At 35.2% G+C, this 16,580-nt stretch carries 13 protein-coding genes; 4 read left to right on the top strand and 9 right to left on the bottom strand.

Annotated features, from left to right (window positions below; all coding sequences use genetic code 11):
* Positions 1-167 precede the first annotated feature (167 nt).
* Together F3J23_RS19670 and F3J23_RS19665 are read left to right on the top strand one after the other, a co-directional pair.
* Positions 168-2,540, top strand: a complete 2,373-nt coding sequence (locus F3J23_RS19670) for an outer membrane beta-barrel family protein (protein WP_228455387.1) — start codon at positions 168-170, stop codon at positions 2,538-2,540.
* Positions 2,541-2,646: 106 nt separating this feature from the next.
* A complete protein-coding gene (locus F3J23_RS19665) occupies positions 2,647-4,512 on the top strand; it encodes a M1 family metallopeptidase (RefSeq protein WP_167032930.1) in 1,866 nt (621 codons plus the stop codon).
* A gap of 35 nt (positions 4,513-4,547) precedes the next feature.
* On the opposite strand, the gene F3J23_RS19660 is transcribed toward F3J23_RS19665, so the two are convergent.
* From F3J23_RS19660 to clpB, 9 genes are all read right to left on the bottom strand, one after another.
* A complete protein-coding gene (locus F3J23_RS19660; protein ID WP_167032928.1) occupies positions 4,548-5,936 on the bottom strand; it encodes a phosphatase PAP2 family protein in 1,389 nt (462 codons plus the stop codon).
* Positions 5,937-6,044: 108 nt separating this feature from the next.
* A complete protein-coding gene (locus F3J23_RS19655; RefSeq protein ID WP_167032926.1) occupies positions 6,045-7,064 on the bottom strand; it encodes a zinc metalloprotease in 1,020 nt (339 codons plus the stop codon).
* Positions 7,065-7,549: 485 nt separating this feature from the next.
* Positions 7,550-8,569 carry a zinc metalloprotease gene (locus tag F3J23_RS19650; RefSeq protein WP_167032925.1) on the bottom strand — a complete coding sequence of 340 codons (1,020 nt, stop codon included), beginning with the start codon at positions 8,567-8,569 and terminating at the stop codon, positions 7,550-7,552.
* 245 nt (positions 8,570-8,814) lie between these two features.
* Entirely contained in the window at positions 8,815-9,456 is a 642-nt protein-coding gene (locus F3J23_RS19645) for a response regulator transcription factor (protein ID WP_167032923.1), read from the bottom strand.
* Positions 9,453-10,238 carry a sensor histidine kinase gene (locus tag F3J23_RS19640; protein ID WP_167032921.1) on the bottom strand — a complete coding sequence of 262 codons (786 nt, stop codon included), beginning with the start codon at positions 10,236-10,238 and terminating at the stop codon, positions 9,453-9,455. Before F3J23_RS19640 ends, F3J23_RS19645 begins: the two co-directional genes overlap by 4 nt.
* Positions 10,217-10,861 (bottom strand): hypothetical protein, encoded by a 645-nt coding sequence (locus tag F3J23_RS19635; RefSeq protein ID WP_167032920.1) that lies wholly within the window; start codon positions 10,859-10,861, stop codon positions 10,217-10,219. Before F3J23_RS19635 ends, F3J23_RS19640 begins: the two co-directional genes overlap by 22 nt.
* 25 nt (positions 10,862-10,886) lie before the next feature.
* Positions 10,887-11,456 carry a hypothetical protein gene (locus F3J23_RS19630; RefSeq protein WP_167032918.1) on the bottom strand — a complete coding sequence of 190 codons (570 nt, stop codon included), beginning with the start codon at positions 11,454-11,456 and terminating at the stop codon, positions 10,887-10,889.
* A gap of 194 nt (positions 11,457-11,650) precedes the next feature.
* The gene (locus tag F3J23_RS19625) at positions 11,651-11,803 is read right to left on the bottom strand and encodes a hypothetical protein (RefSeq protein ID WP_167032917.1); all 153 of its coding nucleotides are present in this window, start codon (positions 11,801-11,803) and stop codon (positions 11,651-11,653) included.
* Positions 11,804-11,947: 144 nt separating this feature from the next.
* The gene (gene clpB / locus F3J23_RS19620) at positions 11,948-14,542 is read right to left on the bottom strand and encodes an ATP-dependent chaperone ClpB (RefSeq protein WP_167032916.1); all 2,595 of its coding nucleotides are present in this window, start codon (positions 14,540-14,542) and stop codon (positions 11,948-11,950) included.
* Positions 14,543-14,903: 361 nt separating this feature from the next.
* Here clpB and F3J23_RS19615 point away from each other — a divergent pair, with 361 nt between their 5' ends.
* Entirely contained in the window at positions 14,904-15,479 is a 576-nt protein-coding gene (locus F3J23_RS19615) for a TetR/AcrR family transcriptional regulator (protein ID WP_167032915.1), read from the top strand.
* Positions 15,480-15,663: 184 nt separating this feature from the next.
* Entirely contained in the window at positions 15,664-16,110 is a 447-nt protein-coding gene (locus F3J23_RS19610) for a nuclear transport factor 2 family protein (RefSeq protein WP_167032914.1), read from the top strand.
* The last annotated feature ends 470 nt before the right edge of the window (positions 16,111-16,580 follow it).

The following is a 16,580-nucleotide window of genomic DNA, read 5'->3' as shown; positions in this document are numbered from 1 at the left end:
TTATTTTGTTATTAACCGTTCATTAACCTCTATGTATCATTTTTTTTATTCTTTAAAAAAGGACATTAACTCATCATTAACCTTCTATTAACCATGTTTTTATGAGGTAATGAAGAATTTTGTACCATAAAATAAAACAGAAATACAATCTGTAGTGTAAAAAAATTATGATGTATAAAATTCTTCTTTTCCTGTGTTTTCCGATTCTTATGCTGGCTCAAAAAGAAAAGCTTGCAGGAACCGTTGTAAATGCTGAGAATGAAAAACTTTCAGCAATAAAAATAGAACTTTATAATTCCCAAAATGAACTGATCAGAGAACTGAAAACGGATAATGATGGGAATTTTACTTTGGATGAAATCTCCGGCCAGAATATAAAACTGATAATTAAAAATCAGGGCTATGCTTTATTTGAAAAAAAACTCGATCCTGAAAATCCCGAACCACTTCATATTACCCTCAAAAAAGAATCCCAGGAAATAGAAGGAGTTGTTATGACCAAAAAGAAACCGCTGGTGAAAAGAAAAGTTGACCGTCTGGAGTTTAATGTTGAAAATAGTAATATTTCTTCGCTTAACGCCTGGGAGATCCTTAAAAATACACCAAGTGTTACCATTAATAATAATGTATTAAGTATAAAAGGAAGCACCGGGATTTTAGTCACTATCAATGATAAAAAAGTAATGCTGACAGGTGATGAGCTTAAAAATCTTCTGGAAAATACACAGGGAGATGAGGTGAAATCGGTAGAAGTGATTACCAATCCGCCGGCAAAATATGATGCATCAGGAAGTGCAGTACTGAATATCATTCTGAAAAAGAATAAAATTGAAGGGTATCGTGGAATCTTATCATCCAAATATGTACAAACACAATATGCAAAAGGTGTTTTTGGCGTTTCCCAGTACTATAAAAAAGATAAACTTTCCCTGATGGGAAGTTATTACAAGGGGATGGGAACTTACTACAGAGAAGGAACAGACTATGTAAACTATGCAGAAAGCCAGACCAGATGGGTAAGCACAATGAACAGAAAGGATAAAAACAATAGTCAGAATACCCTTAATTTTAATGCAGAATATGAGCTGGACAGTCTTACCAGTCTAAGCCTGAACTATTCTGGTTTTTTTGCTCCGAAATCTTTCGGAACCTACAACGTTCCTACATTAATTTATAATGCACAGAATATTGTTGAATCTGATTATACAACGATTAATGATCACAGTTCACGTTCCATCAACAATTCCCTAAGCTTTCAGGCAGATAGAAAACTCAATAAAAAAAGCAGTTTGTCGTGGGTTAACTATTTTACGGGGAATAATTCCGATAAATACCAAAATGTGATCACTCATCTTAATTTCATGGGCCAGCCGCCAAGAGAGGATGATTTTCTGACAAAGAATAAAGCGGATGTACAGCTATATTCCACCCAATTGGATTATCAATGGAAAGGGGAAAAGTTCGAATTAGAATCAGGAGCAAAATACAGTTTTGTAAAAACCAGCAGTAAACTTGATTTCTCTGACAATGAGAACGGGATTTTGCAATATAGGCCGGACAAAAGCAGTATTTTTGATTATAAGGAACATAATTTTGCTTTGTACTCGTCATTGGCTTACAATATCGGAAAATGGAACTTCAAAGGAGGGCTTCGGGCAGAAATGACAGATCTTGAAGGAATTGTTTCCGAACCTTATGAGCTCAATAAAAATAAATACTGGAAGTTTTTTCCTACCTTTTATGCACAGTATACAACAGAAAATAAACAGGAATTCGGGTTTTCTTACGGGAAGAGGATTAGCAGACCATCTTATTCATGGCTGAATCCTGCAAAATCTTATTATAATCTGTTCTCATACTATCAGGGAGATCCTAAACTCAAAGCCACAATCACTCATAATCTTAATCTTACTTATTCCTGGAAAGACTGGAATCTTGATTTGTATTACCGTAAAGAGATTTATCCGTCTATGGAGATTTCATTTCAGGAACCAAGTACCAACAGCCTGATCTATTATTTTACCAATATCGAAAAAGGAGAAGCCTTCGGGGCAAGCTTATATAAGAATTTTCAGGTGAAACCATGGTGGAATATTATCCTTTCTGAAAACCTTGAGCATAATGAGAATTATTTCAAAGGAACCGATGGAATGCTATACGTAAATAAGGTCTGGAACTGGGTTTCCAATATCTCAACAAGTTTTACTCTTGATAAAAATAATGACTGGAAGATGGAGATGGGGCATCGTTACTACTCTCCGGGAGTACAGGGAACTTTCAGAATTTCCAGCCAATGGTCTGCCTATTTTGTAATGAACAGAAAGTTCTTTAATAAAAAACTTGAAGCCAGTCTTATTTTTAGTGATATTTTCAGAACAACAGGCCAGAAAGTAAGTACCAAATATGCCAATCAGGATAATTATTTCCTGGATTACACTGATGCGCAGGGATTCACATTTTCATTGAAATTCAATTTTGGAAATCAGGCTGTAAAAAACGCAAAAACGATAAAAAAGACAGTTGAACAGGATAGATTGTAATATAATTTAAATGAAAAATTGATTACTATAAAACATTATTAAAAAGAAACTGCTATTGGTGTTACATTTTCGCTATTTTTGATACTTATCTTTAAAAAAGAGCGTTATGAAGAAAATTTTTTCCGGAATGCTGGTGGTTGTTTCATTGCTGCAGTTGTCTGCCCAGGAACTGTATATGCCGAGGAATATTAAGAAAGCTTATGAAAGAGGAACACGTGATGCATCAGGAGCGCCGGGTAAAAACTATTGGCAAAATAAAGGAGTATATAATGTAGAAGTTAAAGTGGATGCCAATACGAAGACGGTTTCCGGAAAAGAAACGATTGTCTATACCAATAACAGCCCGGATCAGCTTAATGAATTGGCGATAAGATTTGTCAATAACCTTCATAAACCACAATCTTCAAGATCGGGATTTGTATCTAAAGATTTTCTGTCTTCAGGGCTTAAGATTAAATCTTTCATAGTAAATGGTGAAAAATATGATATCGACAGTGATGACTGGAGCACCGTTGAAAAGGTAAAATTAAAATCAGGTTTAAAATCAAAGTCTAAAGCGGAGGTTAAAATAGAATGGGAATATCCACTTTCCGTACAAAGCGGTAGGGAAGGGCAGATAGATCCTGAAACGTTCTATGTAGCTTATTCTTTCCCTAGGATTTCTGTTTATGACGATTATAACGGTTGGGATATGCTTCAGCATTCCGACAGACAGGAGTTTTATAATGATTTTAATGATTACACTTTTGCTATTTCCGCCCCAAAAAATTATGTAGTTTGGGCAACCGGGGATTTTTTAAATCCTGAAGCTGTACTTCAGCCGGAATATTTAAAAAGATATAAAGCTTCATTGAAAAGTGATAAGGTAATGAATGTTGCCACAGAACAAGAGATGAAGTCCGGGAAAGTAACAAAACCGAATAAATGGAATGTCTGGAAATTCAAAGCAAACCATATTACAGATTTTTGTTTTGCATTAAGTAATCATTATGTGTGGGATGCCGCCAGTGTACAGTTAAAAACAAAGAGAGCCAGTGTGCAGGCAGGATATAAAGCCGGAGCAAAAGATTTTGAACATTATGTAGACTGGATGCGCTATAACCTGGATTGGTTCTCCAAAAACTGGCCTGGAGTAGAATACCCTTACAATGTAATGACTGCTATTCAGGGATATGCAGATATGGAATATCCAATGATGATCAATGATACCAGTATTCCTGATAATCTTCAGGATGCAAGGCTGACAGCCGATCACGAAATTGCCCATACTTATTTCCCTTTTTATATGGGAATCAATGAGACAAGGTATGCTTTTATGGATGAAGGATGGGCTACGACCTTGGAATATCTTATCGGAATTGATGAGAATGGAGAAGCTGCAGCTAAAGAATTCTATAAAAACTTCCGTGTTAAAAGATGGATCAACGATCCGTCTACAGAACAGGATCAACCGGTGATAACAATGAGTACACAGGTAAGTGGAGCAGGATATGGGAACAATTCATATGTAAAGGCTTCTTTGTCTTATCTGGCGCTGAAAGATTATCTCGGTGATGAATTATTCAAAAAAGCATTACATCATTATATGGATAATTGGAATGGTAAACATCCGATTCCATGGGATTATTTCAATTCAATGAATACAGGTTCGGGAAAAAACTTGAATTGGTTTTTCAATAATTGGTTTTATACGAACAACTATATAGATATAAAGGTGGCAGGAGCTTCACAAAAGAATGATATGCTTACCGTAAATGTTGCAAATGTTGGAGGATTTGCGATTCCTTTCGATGCTATACTGGCTTATGAAGACGGAACAACGGAAAAATTACATTTTTCTCCTTCCGTTTGGGAGAAAGATCAGAAAATGACAGACCTTGTCATTCCTATCAAGAAAAAAATAAAATCGGTGCAGCTGGATGGAGACCTTTTTATGGACTATACACCGGAAGATAACCGAAAGAATTTATAAAGTAAAAGCCTTCAAAATCTGAAGGCTTTTTTATTTTAAAAATAGGCAGTTAATCTTAAACCTAATGTAATATAACTGATTTTTTCTTTAGCAATCATATTGTTGAGTTCTTCATCCAGCTCGACACTTTCTTTGATTTCATCGCTGAAATGGTAATGGATGGTGGAATTAATTTGATTATAATCTGTATAGAAAGTAAGACCTAACCCCGGATTGAACTTGTAAGTCATAGAAGCCCCCGTATTCCAACGAAAAGCCGGTTTTGGCTTGTATCTGGCTATCTGGATTTCATGGTTAGGCGCATCTATATTATCTCCTTTTACAGATACCTTTCCACTTGCAGTACCGGCATATCCTCCCGTTACCTTTAAAGTAAGCTGCCACTTGTCTGAGAATTCATGGGAAAAATAAGGTCCAATGCCTGCCGCCAGGAAACCCATGGATTGTGTCTTAATTTCATGGTCGCCAAAACCCTGTCCATCATCAAAATCTATTCTTTGAGATTTAATAGGGAAGCTGCTGAAAGTTATATCGGCACCCACTCCCCATTTTTTTGAAAAGAAATAAGCGCCTTCCAGTCCGCCCTCAAAACCGATTTGTTTTTTGTCATCCAGCTCCGATTCCTTCAGAAAGTTGGTTGTACCCAAAGCTGCACCCATCTTTAAAGAAAGAAAAGATGGATAATCATTTCCCTGTATTCTGGATAAGATGCTTAAATTATCTCCTTTGTTCTTATAAATTTTATCAATAAAGAAGTATCCAAGTTCTGTTGATATAATTCCGATACCAGCACCGGCAAGGATATCCGGAACCCAATGTCTGTTATTTAAATTTCGTCCAAGTCCTGTAATGGTAGCAGAACCATAACCCGCAATACTATAGGCTGGGTTTACCATACCATATTCCTTATGCAGAAAGCTGGCATTCGTAAAAGCCATAGCGGTATGACCTGATGGAAAAGAATTGTTTTTGGATCCGTCCGGGCGTTCAACTTTTGCTGTATATTTAATTGAATTGACTAAAATAGCCATGATAACTAAGCTGGTGCCATAAGACAAGGTTGCTCTTCCAATGTTGTTGCGACCCTTTACACCTGCCAATTTTAATCCGTAAACAGTTGCTGCAGGAGCATACTGAAGGTAATCATCATATTTGACTTTAAAGTTGGGAAGGTATCGGTTTCTTACCTCACGGATATTCTCTTTTTCTCCCCAGGTAGCTGCAGCAGCTGCAAAAAGAAGCGTTGGTGCTACAGATTTTTTTACCCATTCTTTCTTGAAAAAGGGAGTTTTATTTTGAAGTACATTGTTGGATGAATTTAGATATGCAATATCTTCCTGAAGATTCCTGGATTGGATGGTATCCTGTGCTTTGTAACAATGCAAATGCAATAGTATTCCTGATGCTAATGCTATTTTTTTCATCTTAGTGGTGCTGAAATTTTAAATCGCGTAAAAATATTAAAAAAATCCATCCCACAAAGAAGGATAGATTTTTTTAATATTTTTATAATAATACAACTAAAGTGTTGATTATCTTAGTCCTGCTCTTGGCCCGGATGCAGCTACTACTGCCTGCATTCTCGTTTTTTGATTGGCAGAGAACATAAACATTGCTTTATCATCCACATAATCCATGTAGTTCATGAACATCTGAGAACGGCTTACACCTCCACAAACTCTGTTTAATGGATATGTTGGTGTTCCGTAATTAGGGCCTGGAGAAACTGGGGTGTCGTTAGAATAATCGGTCTGGCAACCTGCATCTGAAGAACCCCAAAGGTGAGGAAGGTTTAGATAATGTCCTACTTCGTGCGTTACTGTTCTTCCTAGGTTGAAGGGAGCAGAAGCACCGGTTTTCCCAATATACTGATAACCTATTACAAGCCCGTCATACCATTGTCCTGCGTTTTCCGGATAATAAGCATAACCTAAAGTTCCAGGCTGATTATTTTGATCAAGGATTGAATTAACAACCCATATATTCATGTTTTTATTCACATCAGTAGCGTCAATGCCTCCTGTGCTTGCTTTTTTCATTTGTTCAAGATCTGATCTCCAACCGGTTTTTGAGTTTTGCTTACGGTTGGTAGCTACCAGTTTGAAACGAATTTTCACATCGCCTGCAGCAGCGGGTTGGAATGCGGAAGGGATTTTAGAGACGTCGGAATTCGTAGCGCCATAATCGGCATTAAGTACGGCAATCTGTTCTGCAATCCTTGCATCGGAAACATTTTGAGCAGAAGTGTTATAAATAACATTGAAAACAACTGGGATTTCAACAGTTCCGTCTGCAAGTACTTTCCCCATTTTAAGGGCATTAGAGTAATTTTCAGTCTGTTGCTCAAGAGCGTCAAATCTGGCTTTTAATTGTGGATTCTTTTTTAAACTTTCTTGTCTGATCAAATCGGACGGACATGCTCTTCTTAAGGCAGTAGGGGTTCCGGAAAGATCATTTGGATTTTGGCTTCCTTCATCTTGGGGTGAAATGTTGTCACTGTTACAAGCCGACATGAAGCCCAGGATAAGGGCTCCAAATAAGAATTTTTTCATATCGTTATAATGTAATTTGGTTGAGGGTGTGAAATTATATTATTTTAAATTAATATGCAAATTATTTTGAAAATATTTAAAATATATTTATTTATTGCATGTTTTATTTGTTTTTATCGCAAATTAATTTGAAATATATTGAGTTTTAATCAATTTTATTAATTTGTTTTATATTTCACGTTTAAGTGTATTTTTTAATGTAAATAATTTTGTTTTATATGTTATTTTTATGATATTATTCGTTAATAGTTTGTCTGTTGAAATATTTTAAAAACATAATTAAAGGCATCTATTTTTTTCATTATTCAATTTTGAGTTTTTCTATTGAATCACATGTTTTTAAACAAAACAATATAAGGTTGTTCTGTTCTTTTTAATTTGAATTCATGAAATAGCCTTCCTTTATTTTAATGTAGAACAATGGTATAAAAAAATCTACCCCGTTTTGTGGGATAGATTTTAAAATATAAGTGATAAAATATGTTTTAATATACTCTCAGCCCGGATCTTGCTCCGGAAGAAGCAGTTACAGACTGCATTTTTGTCTTTTGCCCTGCTGTAAACATGTATAATGAATTATCATCAGAATAGTCCATGTAATTCATAAACATAACAGACCTTTTTACTCCATAGCAAGTATTGTAAAGAGGATAAGTTGGTTTTCCTGTGTTAGCTGTTGTTTGAGTAGGAGTATCTGCAATCAAATCATCACCACAATTGGCATCTCCCCAAATATGTCTGAGACCTAGATAGTGACCAACTTCGTGAGTGGCAGTTCTTCCAAGGTTAAATGGAGACGAAGCGCCTGTTTTTCCAAAATAAGGAGCGGCTATAACCACACCATCTTTCCAAGTACCCGCACTTTCAGGGAAAGTAGCATAGCCAAGGATGCTTCCTTGCGTATCTGGCATGCTTCCTACAACCCAGATGTTAAAATAATTAGTAGGATTAGTTGCATCAATACCGCCGGTAGATGCTTTTTTCATAGTATTATTTGTTCTGTCAGTCTTGCTCCATGATGTTTTGGTGGTAGTTTTTCTTATCGTATTTACCAGTTTGAATTTTATTTTCACATCTCCTGCTTTTACCCCTTGAAATTCTGTAGGTATTAATGATGCATCACTGTTTGTACCAGCATAGTCAGCATTTAAAATAGCGATTTGCTCTGCAATCCTTGCATCTGAAACGTTTTGTGCTGTTGTTTTATACAAAACATTAACAACTACCGGAATTTCTACTGTTCCATCAGCCAGAACTTTCCCGATTTTTAAATCCTGAGCGAATTTTTGGGCATTAGCTTCAAATTCTGCTACTTTTTGTCTGAGTGCGGGATCTTTTTGTAATTCTTCCTGTCTCATTTCTTCAGAAGGGCAAAATCTTCTTGAAGCTGTTTCGTTTTGTGAAGCTGCCGGATCTGCCGACTCTTCATTTGAATTTGAGACATTGTCATTGTTACACGCTGTCATCAGGCCCAGGATAAGAGCTCCAAATAATAATTTTTTCATATCGTAATATTTTGGTTGAGGATGTGAAAATATATTATTTAGAATTAATGTGCAAATTATTTTGTCATTTATTTGATAATTTACTATTTAAAAGATGTTTTTATTGGTTTTATTTCAAGTAAAATTGAATTTAGTTGAATTTTAGTTAATTTAATAATATTGCTTTTTATTTCACTTAATAGTGTGTTTATTTTGTGTAAATTATTAGTTTATTTTTAGATTTTATAGAATTTTTTATATTAAATCTAGTTAGCGAAACCATTTTTAATCGCAAAAACAGCTAACCCGACTCTTGTCTTTAAATCCAGTTTTTCACAAAGCTGGTCTCGGTAGCTTTCAACGGTTCTTGGGCTGCAGCACATTCTGTCTGCAATTTCCTTGTAGCTAAGCTCTGTTACAGTATATTTTAAAAACTCTTTTTCTCTGTCCGAGATTTTTATAGCAATTTCAGCTTCTGTTTCTTTATTAAGATTAGAGAATATAATTTTTGAAGCCCAGTCAGGATAAAAGAAACCATCCGTATTGAGTCTTGTAAGAGCTGTTTCCAGATCTTTAGGATGGGTGTTTTTTAAAAGATAACCCTTTGCGCCGCTTTTGATCATTTTGATGACACTATTGTCATCTCCCTGCATACTTAAGGCCATCACTTTAATATTCGGATGATTTTTTGTAAGCCAGGCAGCCGTCTCAAATCCATCCATGATAGGCATACTGATATCTAAAAGAATAATATCCGGAATTTTCTGGCCTTCTTCAAATTTCTGGATCAGATCCTTTCCGTTTTCACATACATAGATAACTTCGAATTCATTGAAATTATCAATGATCCCTTCAAGGGCTTTTGCAATAAGTATATGGTCGTCAACAATTACGATTGATTTTTTCATGCTTGTTTTTTTAAAGTGATTTTGAGTTGGGTTCCTATATTTTTCTGACTTTCGAGAGTAAAGCTTGCTCCTATTATTTCAGCCCTGTTTTTCATATTGGTAAGCCCAATGCCGTTAGATTTGATCTGCAAAGTATCAAACCCGATTCCGTCATCATGAATTTTAAGTTCCCAAAGGATATTTTCGGAAGTATTGAGTGTAATGAAAATATTTTTACAGTTCGAATGCTTTATACTGTTTTGAATAAACTCCTGAGTAATTCTAAGCAATACATTCTTATGAACAAAGCCTAAATCCAGCTGCTTAAAATTATGTTCAAAACTTAGATTGCACTTCTTAAAGGAGTTGGTGTTGTCTACCTCCTCCTGTATTAAAGTTACAATTTCTTTTTGGTTGATATTATCATCCGTCAGTGTTTTGGAAAGGCTTCGGAGATCCTGCAGAGACTGATTGATGATTTGTGAAACCTGATCAATTCTTTCACTTGCTTCGGGTACTTTATTTTCATAAAGCATTTGCTGAACATAGAGACTTACCAAGGTGAGCTTTTGGCCAATATTGTCGTGCAGCTCACGTCCGATCTGCTGCATGGTGGCCTGCTGAATCTCCAATTGGGTAGACAGAAGCTCTCTTTGATGAATTTCATTTTTTCTCTCAATTTCATTCAGATGTTCCTTTTTGCGTTGTCTGTAACTTCTAATATAGATTAATACCGCAGTGACAAACATTACAAAAAGTACATTAAACAGAATAACAACGATTAAGAGCTCCGTTTCCCCCATATAAATGAACTTGCAAATAAAATATACATTACCACACCTGAAATCAGAAAATAACTAAAGTAAATATTCCAGATTCCATTATACTTTACCAAAAGTGAAAAAAATGCCATAAAGGGAAGAGTTCCTATATATGATAGTGTAATTCCCAGATTAATATAAAACATTTTATTCTTATTAAAATTGAGAATATCCTGTGAGGTAATTTGTTTATAGTACTCCATTATTACCAAAAGCATTAAAATAAGGCACCCAAATGTGTAATTGAAAGCAAATACTATTTTGCTCTTTGAAAAATATAATTCATTAGGAATGAATGAAAGCAGATATAGAATGGACAATATCCAAAATAGCTTAGGTCTTCCTAAAGACTTTGACGCGTATAACCAGTAAAAAAATATAAACTGGATAGGCATTAAAAGATAATTATAGTACTGTGCTTTTGTAAAATGAGTAAAGCTTCCCCATTTACCATATGCTTCCCCAAGGAAAATGAATACCAGATAGAACACAAAAAATTTCCAATGTTGTTCTTTTAAACGATTATAATGGAAAATTGCTATGATTGCAGTAAGTCCTTCAAACCAAAGCAAACTGTTTTGTGCAAATTCCTGGAACTCTGTCATATTGTGTTAAGGATAAAAATAGTTGTTAAAAAGATTCACCCAAAGATTTCGATGGTGGAATAAGCATTCCATTATTTTCTCCAAGACCCGGATCGTCACCAAGTGGCCCTCCATTGCCGTTGCCGTCGCCATCACCACCATTACCCATATCAATTGAGGTATTACGGGCATTTAATGCCAATCTTTCATCAGTTCCCTGAAAAGGATTAAAATCAAAATCAAGAAGTTCTCCCGTTTCATCTGCCTTTTTCAATGTTGGGATCATAACTAATGTATGTTTTCCGGCATATTCAACAGGAACAGGGTGTGAATTCATGATAGACCAGTTTTCTTCCTTAGGATAGGTAGCATAATAAAACCTTATTCCTAAGTCCTGTTCGGTACTTGCAGGGTTAGCTTTCGTTGCTTCCTCTTCTATCGTGGCAATGAATTTTTTTAACTTAGGAAGATCAAACCAAATGGAATGTGCGTCTTCAATACCTAAGGTATTATTGATAGCGTTCAGGTGATTTTGACGGTAATTGTCAATTAAATGCTTGATAAGACTGTTTGACATTACGCCAGGCTGTAGCGGATTGTTTGATTCTGCATTCATAGCTTAATTGTTTATAATATACATCTCAGTTAACATGCAAATTTCGTAAAAAATATGGTAGAAAATATAGGTAGGAATGGGGAATTATACGATTATTTTTACCGTGTTTTTACGGATTGCATATTTATGAGAGTACTATGAAGTGAAAATGGGCAAAGTAATCATAAAAAAAACGGAGAAAATCTCCGTTTATATTAAATGCATCCGTAATGTCTTGGATCTCTGCAGACCAGCCCTGCCGTACAGCAAAGGCCAATAGGGCAGCCCCAGTATTCATCACATGCTATTGATGATTGAAATACTCCACCTTCAATTTTCTTTAACTCGTTTCTTTTTAACTTTTTCATACTGATTTTGTTTTAGTTATTAATTTGTTGAAGTTATAAATGTACTAATATTTCACTATATGTAGATAAAATAAAAAAATAAGTGCTGCAGATTTTTCTACAGCACTTACTTACAAAAATTAATGTATATGAAAAAAAACTATTTTATTTTTCAGTCGGCCTAAAAACCAAGCCGGTTTCTACAAAATAATCCAGTGTAATTCTGTCACCATCGTTTACATGGCCAGCGAGTATCTCTTTGGATAGTTTGTTTAATACTTCCTGCTGGATTACTCTTTTTAGAGGTCTTGCCCCGAAAGCAGGATCATAGCCTTTATCCATCAGATAATCTACTGCATCCTGAGTAAATGTCATGATGATATTTCGTTTAGCCAGCATATCATTAAAACCTCTCAATTGATACTGAACGATTTTTCCGATTTCTTTTTTTCTTAAAGGCTGGAACAGAACTATTTCATCAATCCTGTTCAGGAATTCCGGACGAAGCGTTTGTTTCAGTAAATCGAAAACTTCTTCTTTCGTTTTATCCACAATCTCATCCTGATTCTCTTCGGTAAGATTCTCAAAATTCTCCTGAATAAGGTGAGATCCTAAATTCGAGGTCATAATGATAATCGAATTTTTAAAGTTCACAACACGTCCTTTATTATCAGTTAGACGGCCGTCATCCAGAACCTGCAGCAGAGTGTTGAAAACATCAGGGTGTGCTTTTTCAATTTCGTCAAGAAGCACTACCGAATAAGGTCTTCTTCTTACCGCTTCCGTTAATTGGCCGCCTTCATCATATCCTACATATCCCGGAGGGGCTCCTACCAATCTCGAAACACTGTGGCGTTCCTGGTATTCGCTCATATCAATTCGGGTCATGTTATTTTCATCATCAAATAAGAATTCAGCCAGGGCTTTTGCAAGCTCAGTCTTACCAACCCCGGTTGTTCCCAGGAATAGGAAAGATCCGATTGGTTTTTTATCATCACTTAATCCGGCTCTGTTTCTTCTGATTGCATCCGCTACTGCCTGGATAGCCTCATCCTGTCCTACAACCCTGTGGTGTAATTCAGATTCAAGATTCAGTAGTTTTTCTCTTTCGGACTGTAACAATTTAGTTACCGGGATACCTGTCCATTTCGCAATTACTTCAGAAATATTTTCTGCCGTAACCTCTTCTTTAATCAGTTCATTCTGATGGTTCTGCATTTCAAGTTCAACTTTTGCAAGTTCATCTTCCTTTTCACGCAGTTTTCCGTACTGAATTTCAGCTACTTTCGCATAATCTCCGGCTCTGGAAGCTCTTTCCGCTTCATGTTTCAGAGATTCAATATCTTTTTTGATCTGGGTGAGATCTTCACTTTTCTGTTTTTCTTTCAACCATTTGGCATTGATTTCATTTCTTTGTTCAGAAATTTTAGCAATATCTTCTTTCAAATGATCGATTTTAGTTTGGTTGCCTTCTCTTGAAATCGCTGCCAGCTCAATTTCCAGCTGCATCAATTTTCTATCTAAAACATCAAGTTCTTCAGGTTTGGAATTGATCTCCATTCTTAATTTGGCAGAAGCTTCATCAATAAGGTCAATGGCTTTATCCGGTAAGAAACGATCCGAAATATATCTTTGAGACATTTCCACAGCAGCAATAATTGCTTCGTCTTTAATCCTTACCTTGTGATGAGCTTCATATTTATCTTTAATTCCACGAAGAATAGAAATTGCAGATTCGGTATCCGGTTCCTCCACCATCACTTTCTGAAAACGTCTTTCCAGCGCTTTATCCTTCTCAAAATACTTTTGATATTCATTCAGAGTAGTCGCACCAATAGCTCTTAACTCTCCTCTTGCCAAAGCAGGCTTTAAGATATTCGCCGCATCCATAGCACCTTCACCGCCTCCGGCACCTACCAGTGTATGGATTTCATCGATGAAAAGAATGATCTGCCCGTCAGACTTAATCACTTCGTTTACTACAGATTTCAGACGTTCTTCAAATTCACCTTTGTATTTTGCTCCGGCGATCAAAGCTCCCATATCCAGTGAATACAATGTTTTGTCCATCAGGTTTTCAGGAACGTCTCCGCTGATGATTCTGTGAGCAATTCCCTCGGCAATTGCGGTTTTACCTACACCCGGCTCACCAATAAGGATAGGGTTGTTCTTTGTTCTTCTGGAAAGGATCTGTAAAACCCTTCTGATCTCTTCATCGCGCCCAATTACAGGGTCCAGTTTGCCTTCGGCTGCTAATTCATTGAAATTTTTAGCATATTTATTTAAGGATTGATAAGTTTCTTCCGAACTTGCAGAAGTAGCTTTAGTTCCTTTTCTTAATTCCTTGATTGCACCTTCCAGTAGGTTTTTGGTAACGCCCATATCCTTAAGCATTTTAGATACTTCAGAATTTGTTTCTAAAAGTGATAACCATAAATGCTCGATTGTTACATATTCATCACCCATTTTTTTGGCGATGTTGGGTGCATCCAGCAATACTTTATTTGCCGATTGTGAAAGGTAAATGTTTCCTCCCTGTACTTTAGGAAGTTTTTCTAAATTTTCCCGGTTTCGCTCTCTTACAAGATTAGCATCTGCTTCAGATTTTTTTAATAAGAAAGGCGATATATTTTCATCTACCTGAAAAATTCCTTCAAGAAGATGTTGAGGTTCGATACTTTGATTGCCGAATTCCATAGCAACCTGTTGTGCTGCCTGGATGGCTTCTTGTGATTTTACAGTATATTGGTTTAAGTTCATATTTTATATATTTTTGGTAATGATTCGTTTAAAGTCTAGTTGTAAAAAACATCAAGAAACTAAATTTTCAGGCTCAGTTTCTTAATGCCAATCAATTATTTAATCATTTAATCGATGACTGTATCGCAAAAACTGTTCAATTATTAAATTTACAAAAAATATGGACAAAATTTCCGGATTTTGTATTTTTAACGGAAATTTAACTTGACAAAATTTCCGATTCTTTAATTTTTCTTTAAAAGGCATGAACAAATAGTCATTCTTTTAGGATAAAGGAATAAAAGGGAAATTGAAAATCAAGGAATTTGTTTATTTACAGTACTTAATTTATTTCAGAATACCTATTTTTGCATTTTACCAGATGGAACTTAAAGAAAAACAGAAAAAAATATTAGATGTAGCAGTAGAGCTTTTCAAAGAGAAAGGCTATATGGGCAGCTCAGTAAGGGATCTTGCTACAAAACTCAATATAAAAGCCGCATCATTATATGCACATATCCGTTCAAAAGAAGAGATTCTGGAATGGATCTGTTTTGGTATTGCCCAAGAGTTTTTTGATGAGCTTCAGGAGGTAAAAAGTACAGATATTGCTCCTAAAGAAAAACTGAATCTGTTTCTTGATAAACATTTATCTGTGGTACTTAAAAACCGTAATGTTACTCATATCTATTCTATTGAATGGCGGCATCTGGAAGAACGTCTTCCTGAGTTTATAGAGTTAAGAAAGAATTACCAGCAGGAAGTTGAAGAGCTTATTTCCGGAATCTACCTTGCCGAAAACTGGGAACTAAAATCACCATCATTTACAACAAGATTTATCCTTCATACATTAAATAACTCTTATTTCTGGTTCAAAAAGAATAGTGATTCTACCGATGAAATTACTGATGAAATAAGAGATAAGATTCTTTTTGGCTTATTAGGAAACCAGAAATAGTAATAAATTTAAAAACATATTTTTTAGAATAGCTGGTAATGATTATTGGGCTAACGTTGTGCTATTTACATTTTTGAGGTGATTCCTCTAATTGTTCAAAATTTATTTGTAAATTTCATTATCATTATAATTGAGCCATGTTCGTAATAATGTGTGAACAAATAAATTCTCAAAACTATTTCAAATGACAACTGAAAAAATAAGCAATATAATTTTCGCTCTTTCAAAAGCATTGCAAAGCCGAGACTACGACAGTTTTGTAGAATATTTCAATGAAGACGCGGTTTTTGAAATTCCATTTACCGTTAATGGAGGAACTGTGCTTGAAGGCTTAACTAAAATCAAAGAGCATTTTGAAGGCGTTAAACAAAATCCACTTACCAAGCTTATTGATATTGATGAGGTATACACCAAAATTTATCATGGCATGGATGGTAACAAGGCAACGGTTGAGTATTTTACAAAGGGAAAATCTATTCAAACGAATGAGCTTTTTGAAATCCAATCCTCTATTGCTATTATTGAATTTAACGAAGCAGGCATTGTGCATTATAAAGATTTTCCAAACACACTTGGTATTGCAAAAAAAGCAGGTGTTTTAGGACAATTGGTTGCTATGTGGGTAAAGTAAGTTCATCATAGTGCTCTACATTTTCAGCGATAATAAATAATTATTATCTGAATTAATTTGATCGTGTGTTGTATAATTATCAATAGGTACTTTTAACATATTACGATCAGTTTCATGTCCGCCCGTATTTTCTGTTTTTTTGTAAGAAAGTTTCCCATTTCTCTAACAGGTAAAGTTGAACCCGTTTTCTCTAAATCACTTATAATTTTATTCTGTGTTTCTATGGTTTATCATACTCTTTAATAAGTTATGAGGAATTTTGTCACTCCGTAGGAGTCTCAATTACTACTTTCAAATAAAATCATATAGATTCCACATTCCTATTCGTTCCGCTCTGAATGACAACTATTGTGTGTTATAGAAATTAAAGATTAATCAACTGGCAGTTTCTTATTTAGAATCATTCAAAATATGATAAAAGTCATAAAAATTTTGTCAGATGCCAAAATCTTTTTAAATTTACACCTAAC

The sequence above is a fragment of the Chryseobacterium sp. Tr-659 genome (assembly GCF_011752975.1).
GTDB lineage: Bacteria > Bacteroidota > Bacteroidia > Flavobacteriales > Weeksellaceae > Chryseobacterium.
Note: the sequence above shows the minus strand (reverse complement) of the source record. Positions and strands in the feature narration are given on the sequence as shown.

Coding starts and splice junctions, on each gene's coding strand:
- F3J23_RS19670 (WP_228455387.1), top strand. CDS start 168: ATGATGTATAAAATTCTTCTTTTCCTGTGTTTTCCGATTCTTATGCTG.
- F3J23_RS19665 (WP_167032930.1), top strand. CDS start 2,647: ATGAAGAAAATTTTTTCCGGAATGCTGGTGGTTGTTTCATTGCTGCAG.
- F3J23_RS19660 (WP_167032928.1), bottom strand. CDS start 5,936: ATGAAAAAAATAGCATTAGCATCAGGAATACTATTGCATTTGCATTGT.
- F3J23_RS19655 (WP_167032926.1), bottom strand. CDS start 7,064: ATGAAAAAATTCTTATTTGGAGCCCTTATCCTGGGCTTCATGTCGGCT.
- F3J23_RS19650 (WP_167032925.1), bottom strand. CDS start 8,569: ATGAAAAAATTATTATTTGGAGCTCTTATCCTGGGCCTGATGACAGCG.
- F3J23_RS19645 (WP_167032923.1), bottom strand. CDS start 9,456: ATGAAAAAATCAATCGTAATTGTTGACGACCATATACTTATTGCAAAA.
- F3J23_RS19640 (WP_167032921.1), bottom strand. CDS start 10,238: ATGGGGGAAACGGAGCTCTTAATCGTTGTTATTCTGTTTAATGTACTT.
- F3J23_RS19635 (WP_167032920.1), bottom strand. CDS start 10,861: ATGACAGAGTTCCAGGAATTTGCACAAAACAGTTTGCTTTGGTTTGAA.
- F3J23_RS19630 (WP_167032918.1), bottom strand. CDS start 11,456: ATGAATGCAGAATCAAACAATCCGCTACAGCCTGGCGTAATGTCAAAC.
- F3J23_RS19625 (WP_167032917.1), bottom strand. CDS start 11,803: ATGAAAAAGTTAAAAAGAAACGAGTTAAAGAAAATTGAAGGTGGAGTA.
- clpB (WP_167032916.1), bottom strand. CDS start 14,542: ATGAACTTAAACCAATATACTGTAAAATCACAAGAAGCCATCCAGGCA.
- F3J23_RS19615 (WP_167032915.1), top strand. CDS start 14,904: ATGGAACTTAAAGAAAAACAGAAAAAAATATTAGATGTAGCAGTAGAG.
- F3J23_RS19610 (WP_167032914.1), top strand. CDS start 15,664: ATGACAACTGAAAAAATAAGCAATATAATTTTCGCTCTTTCAAAAGCA.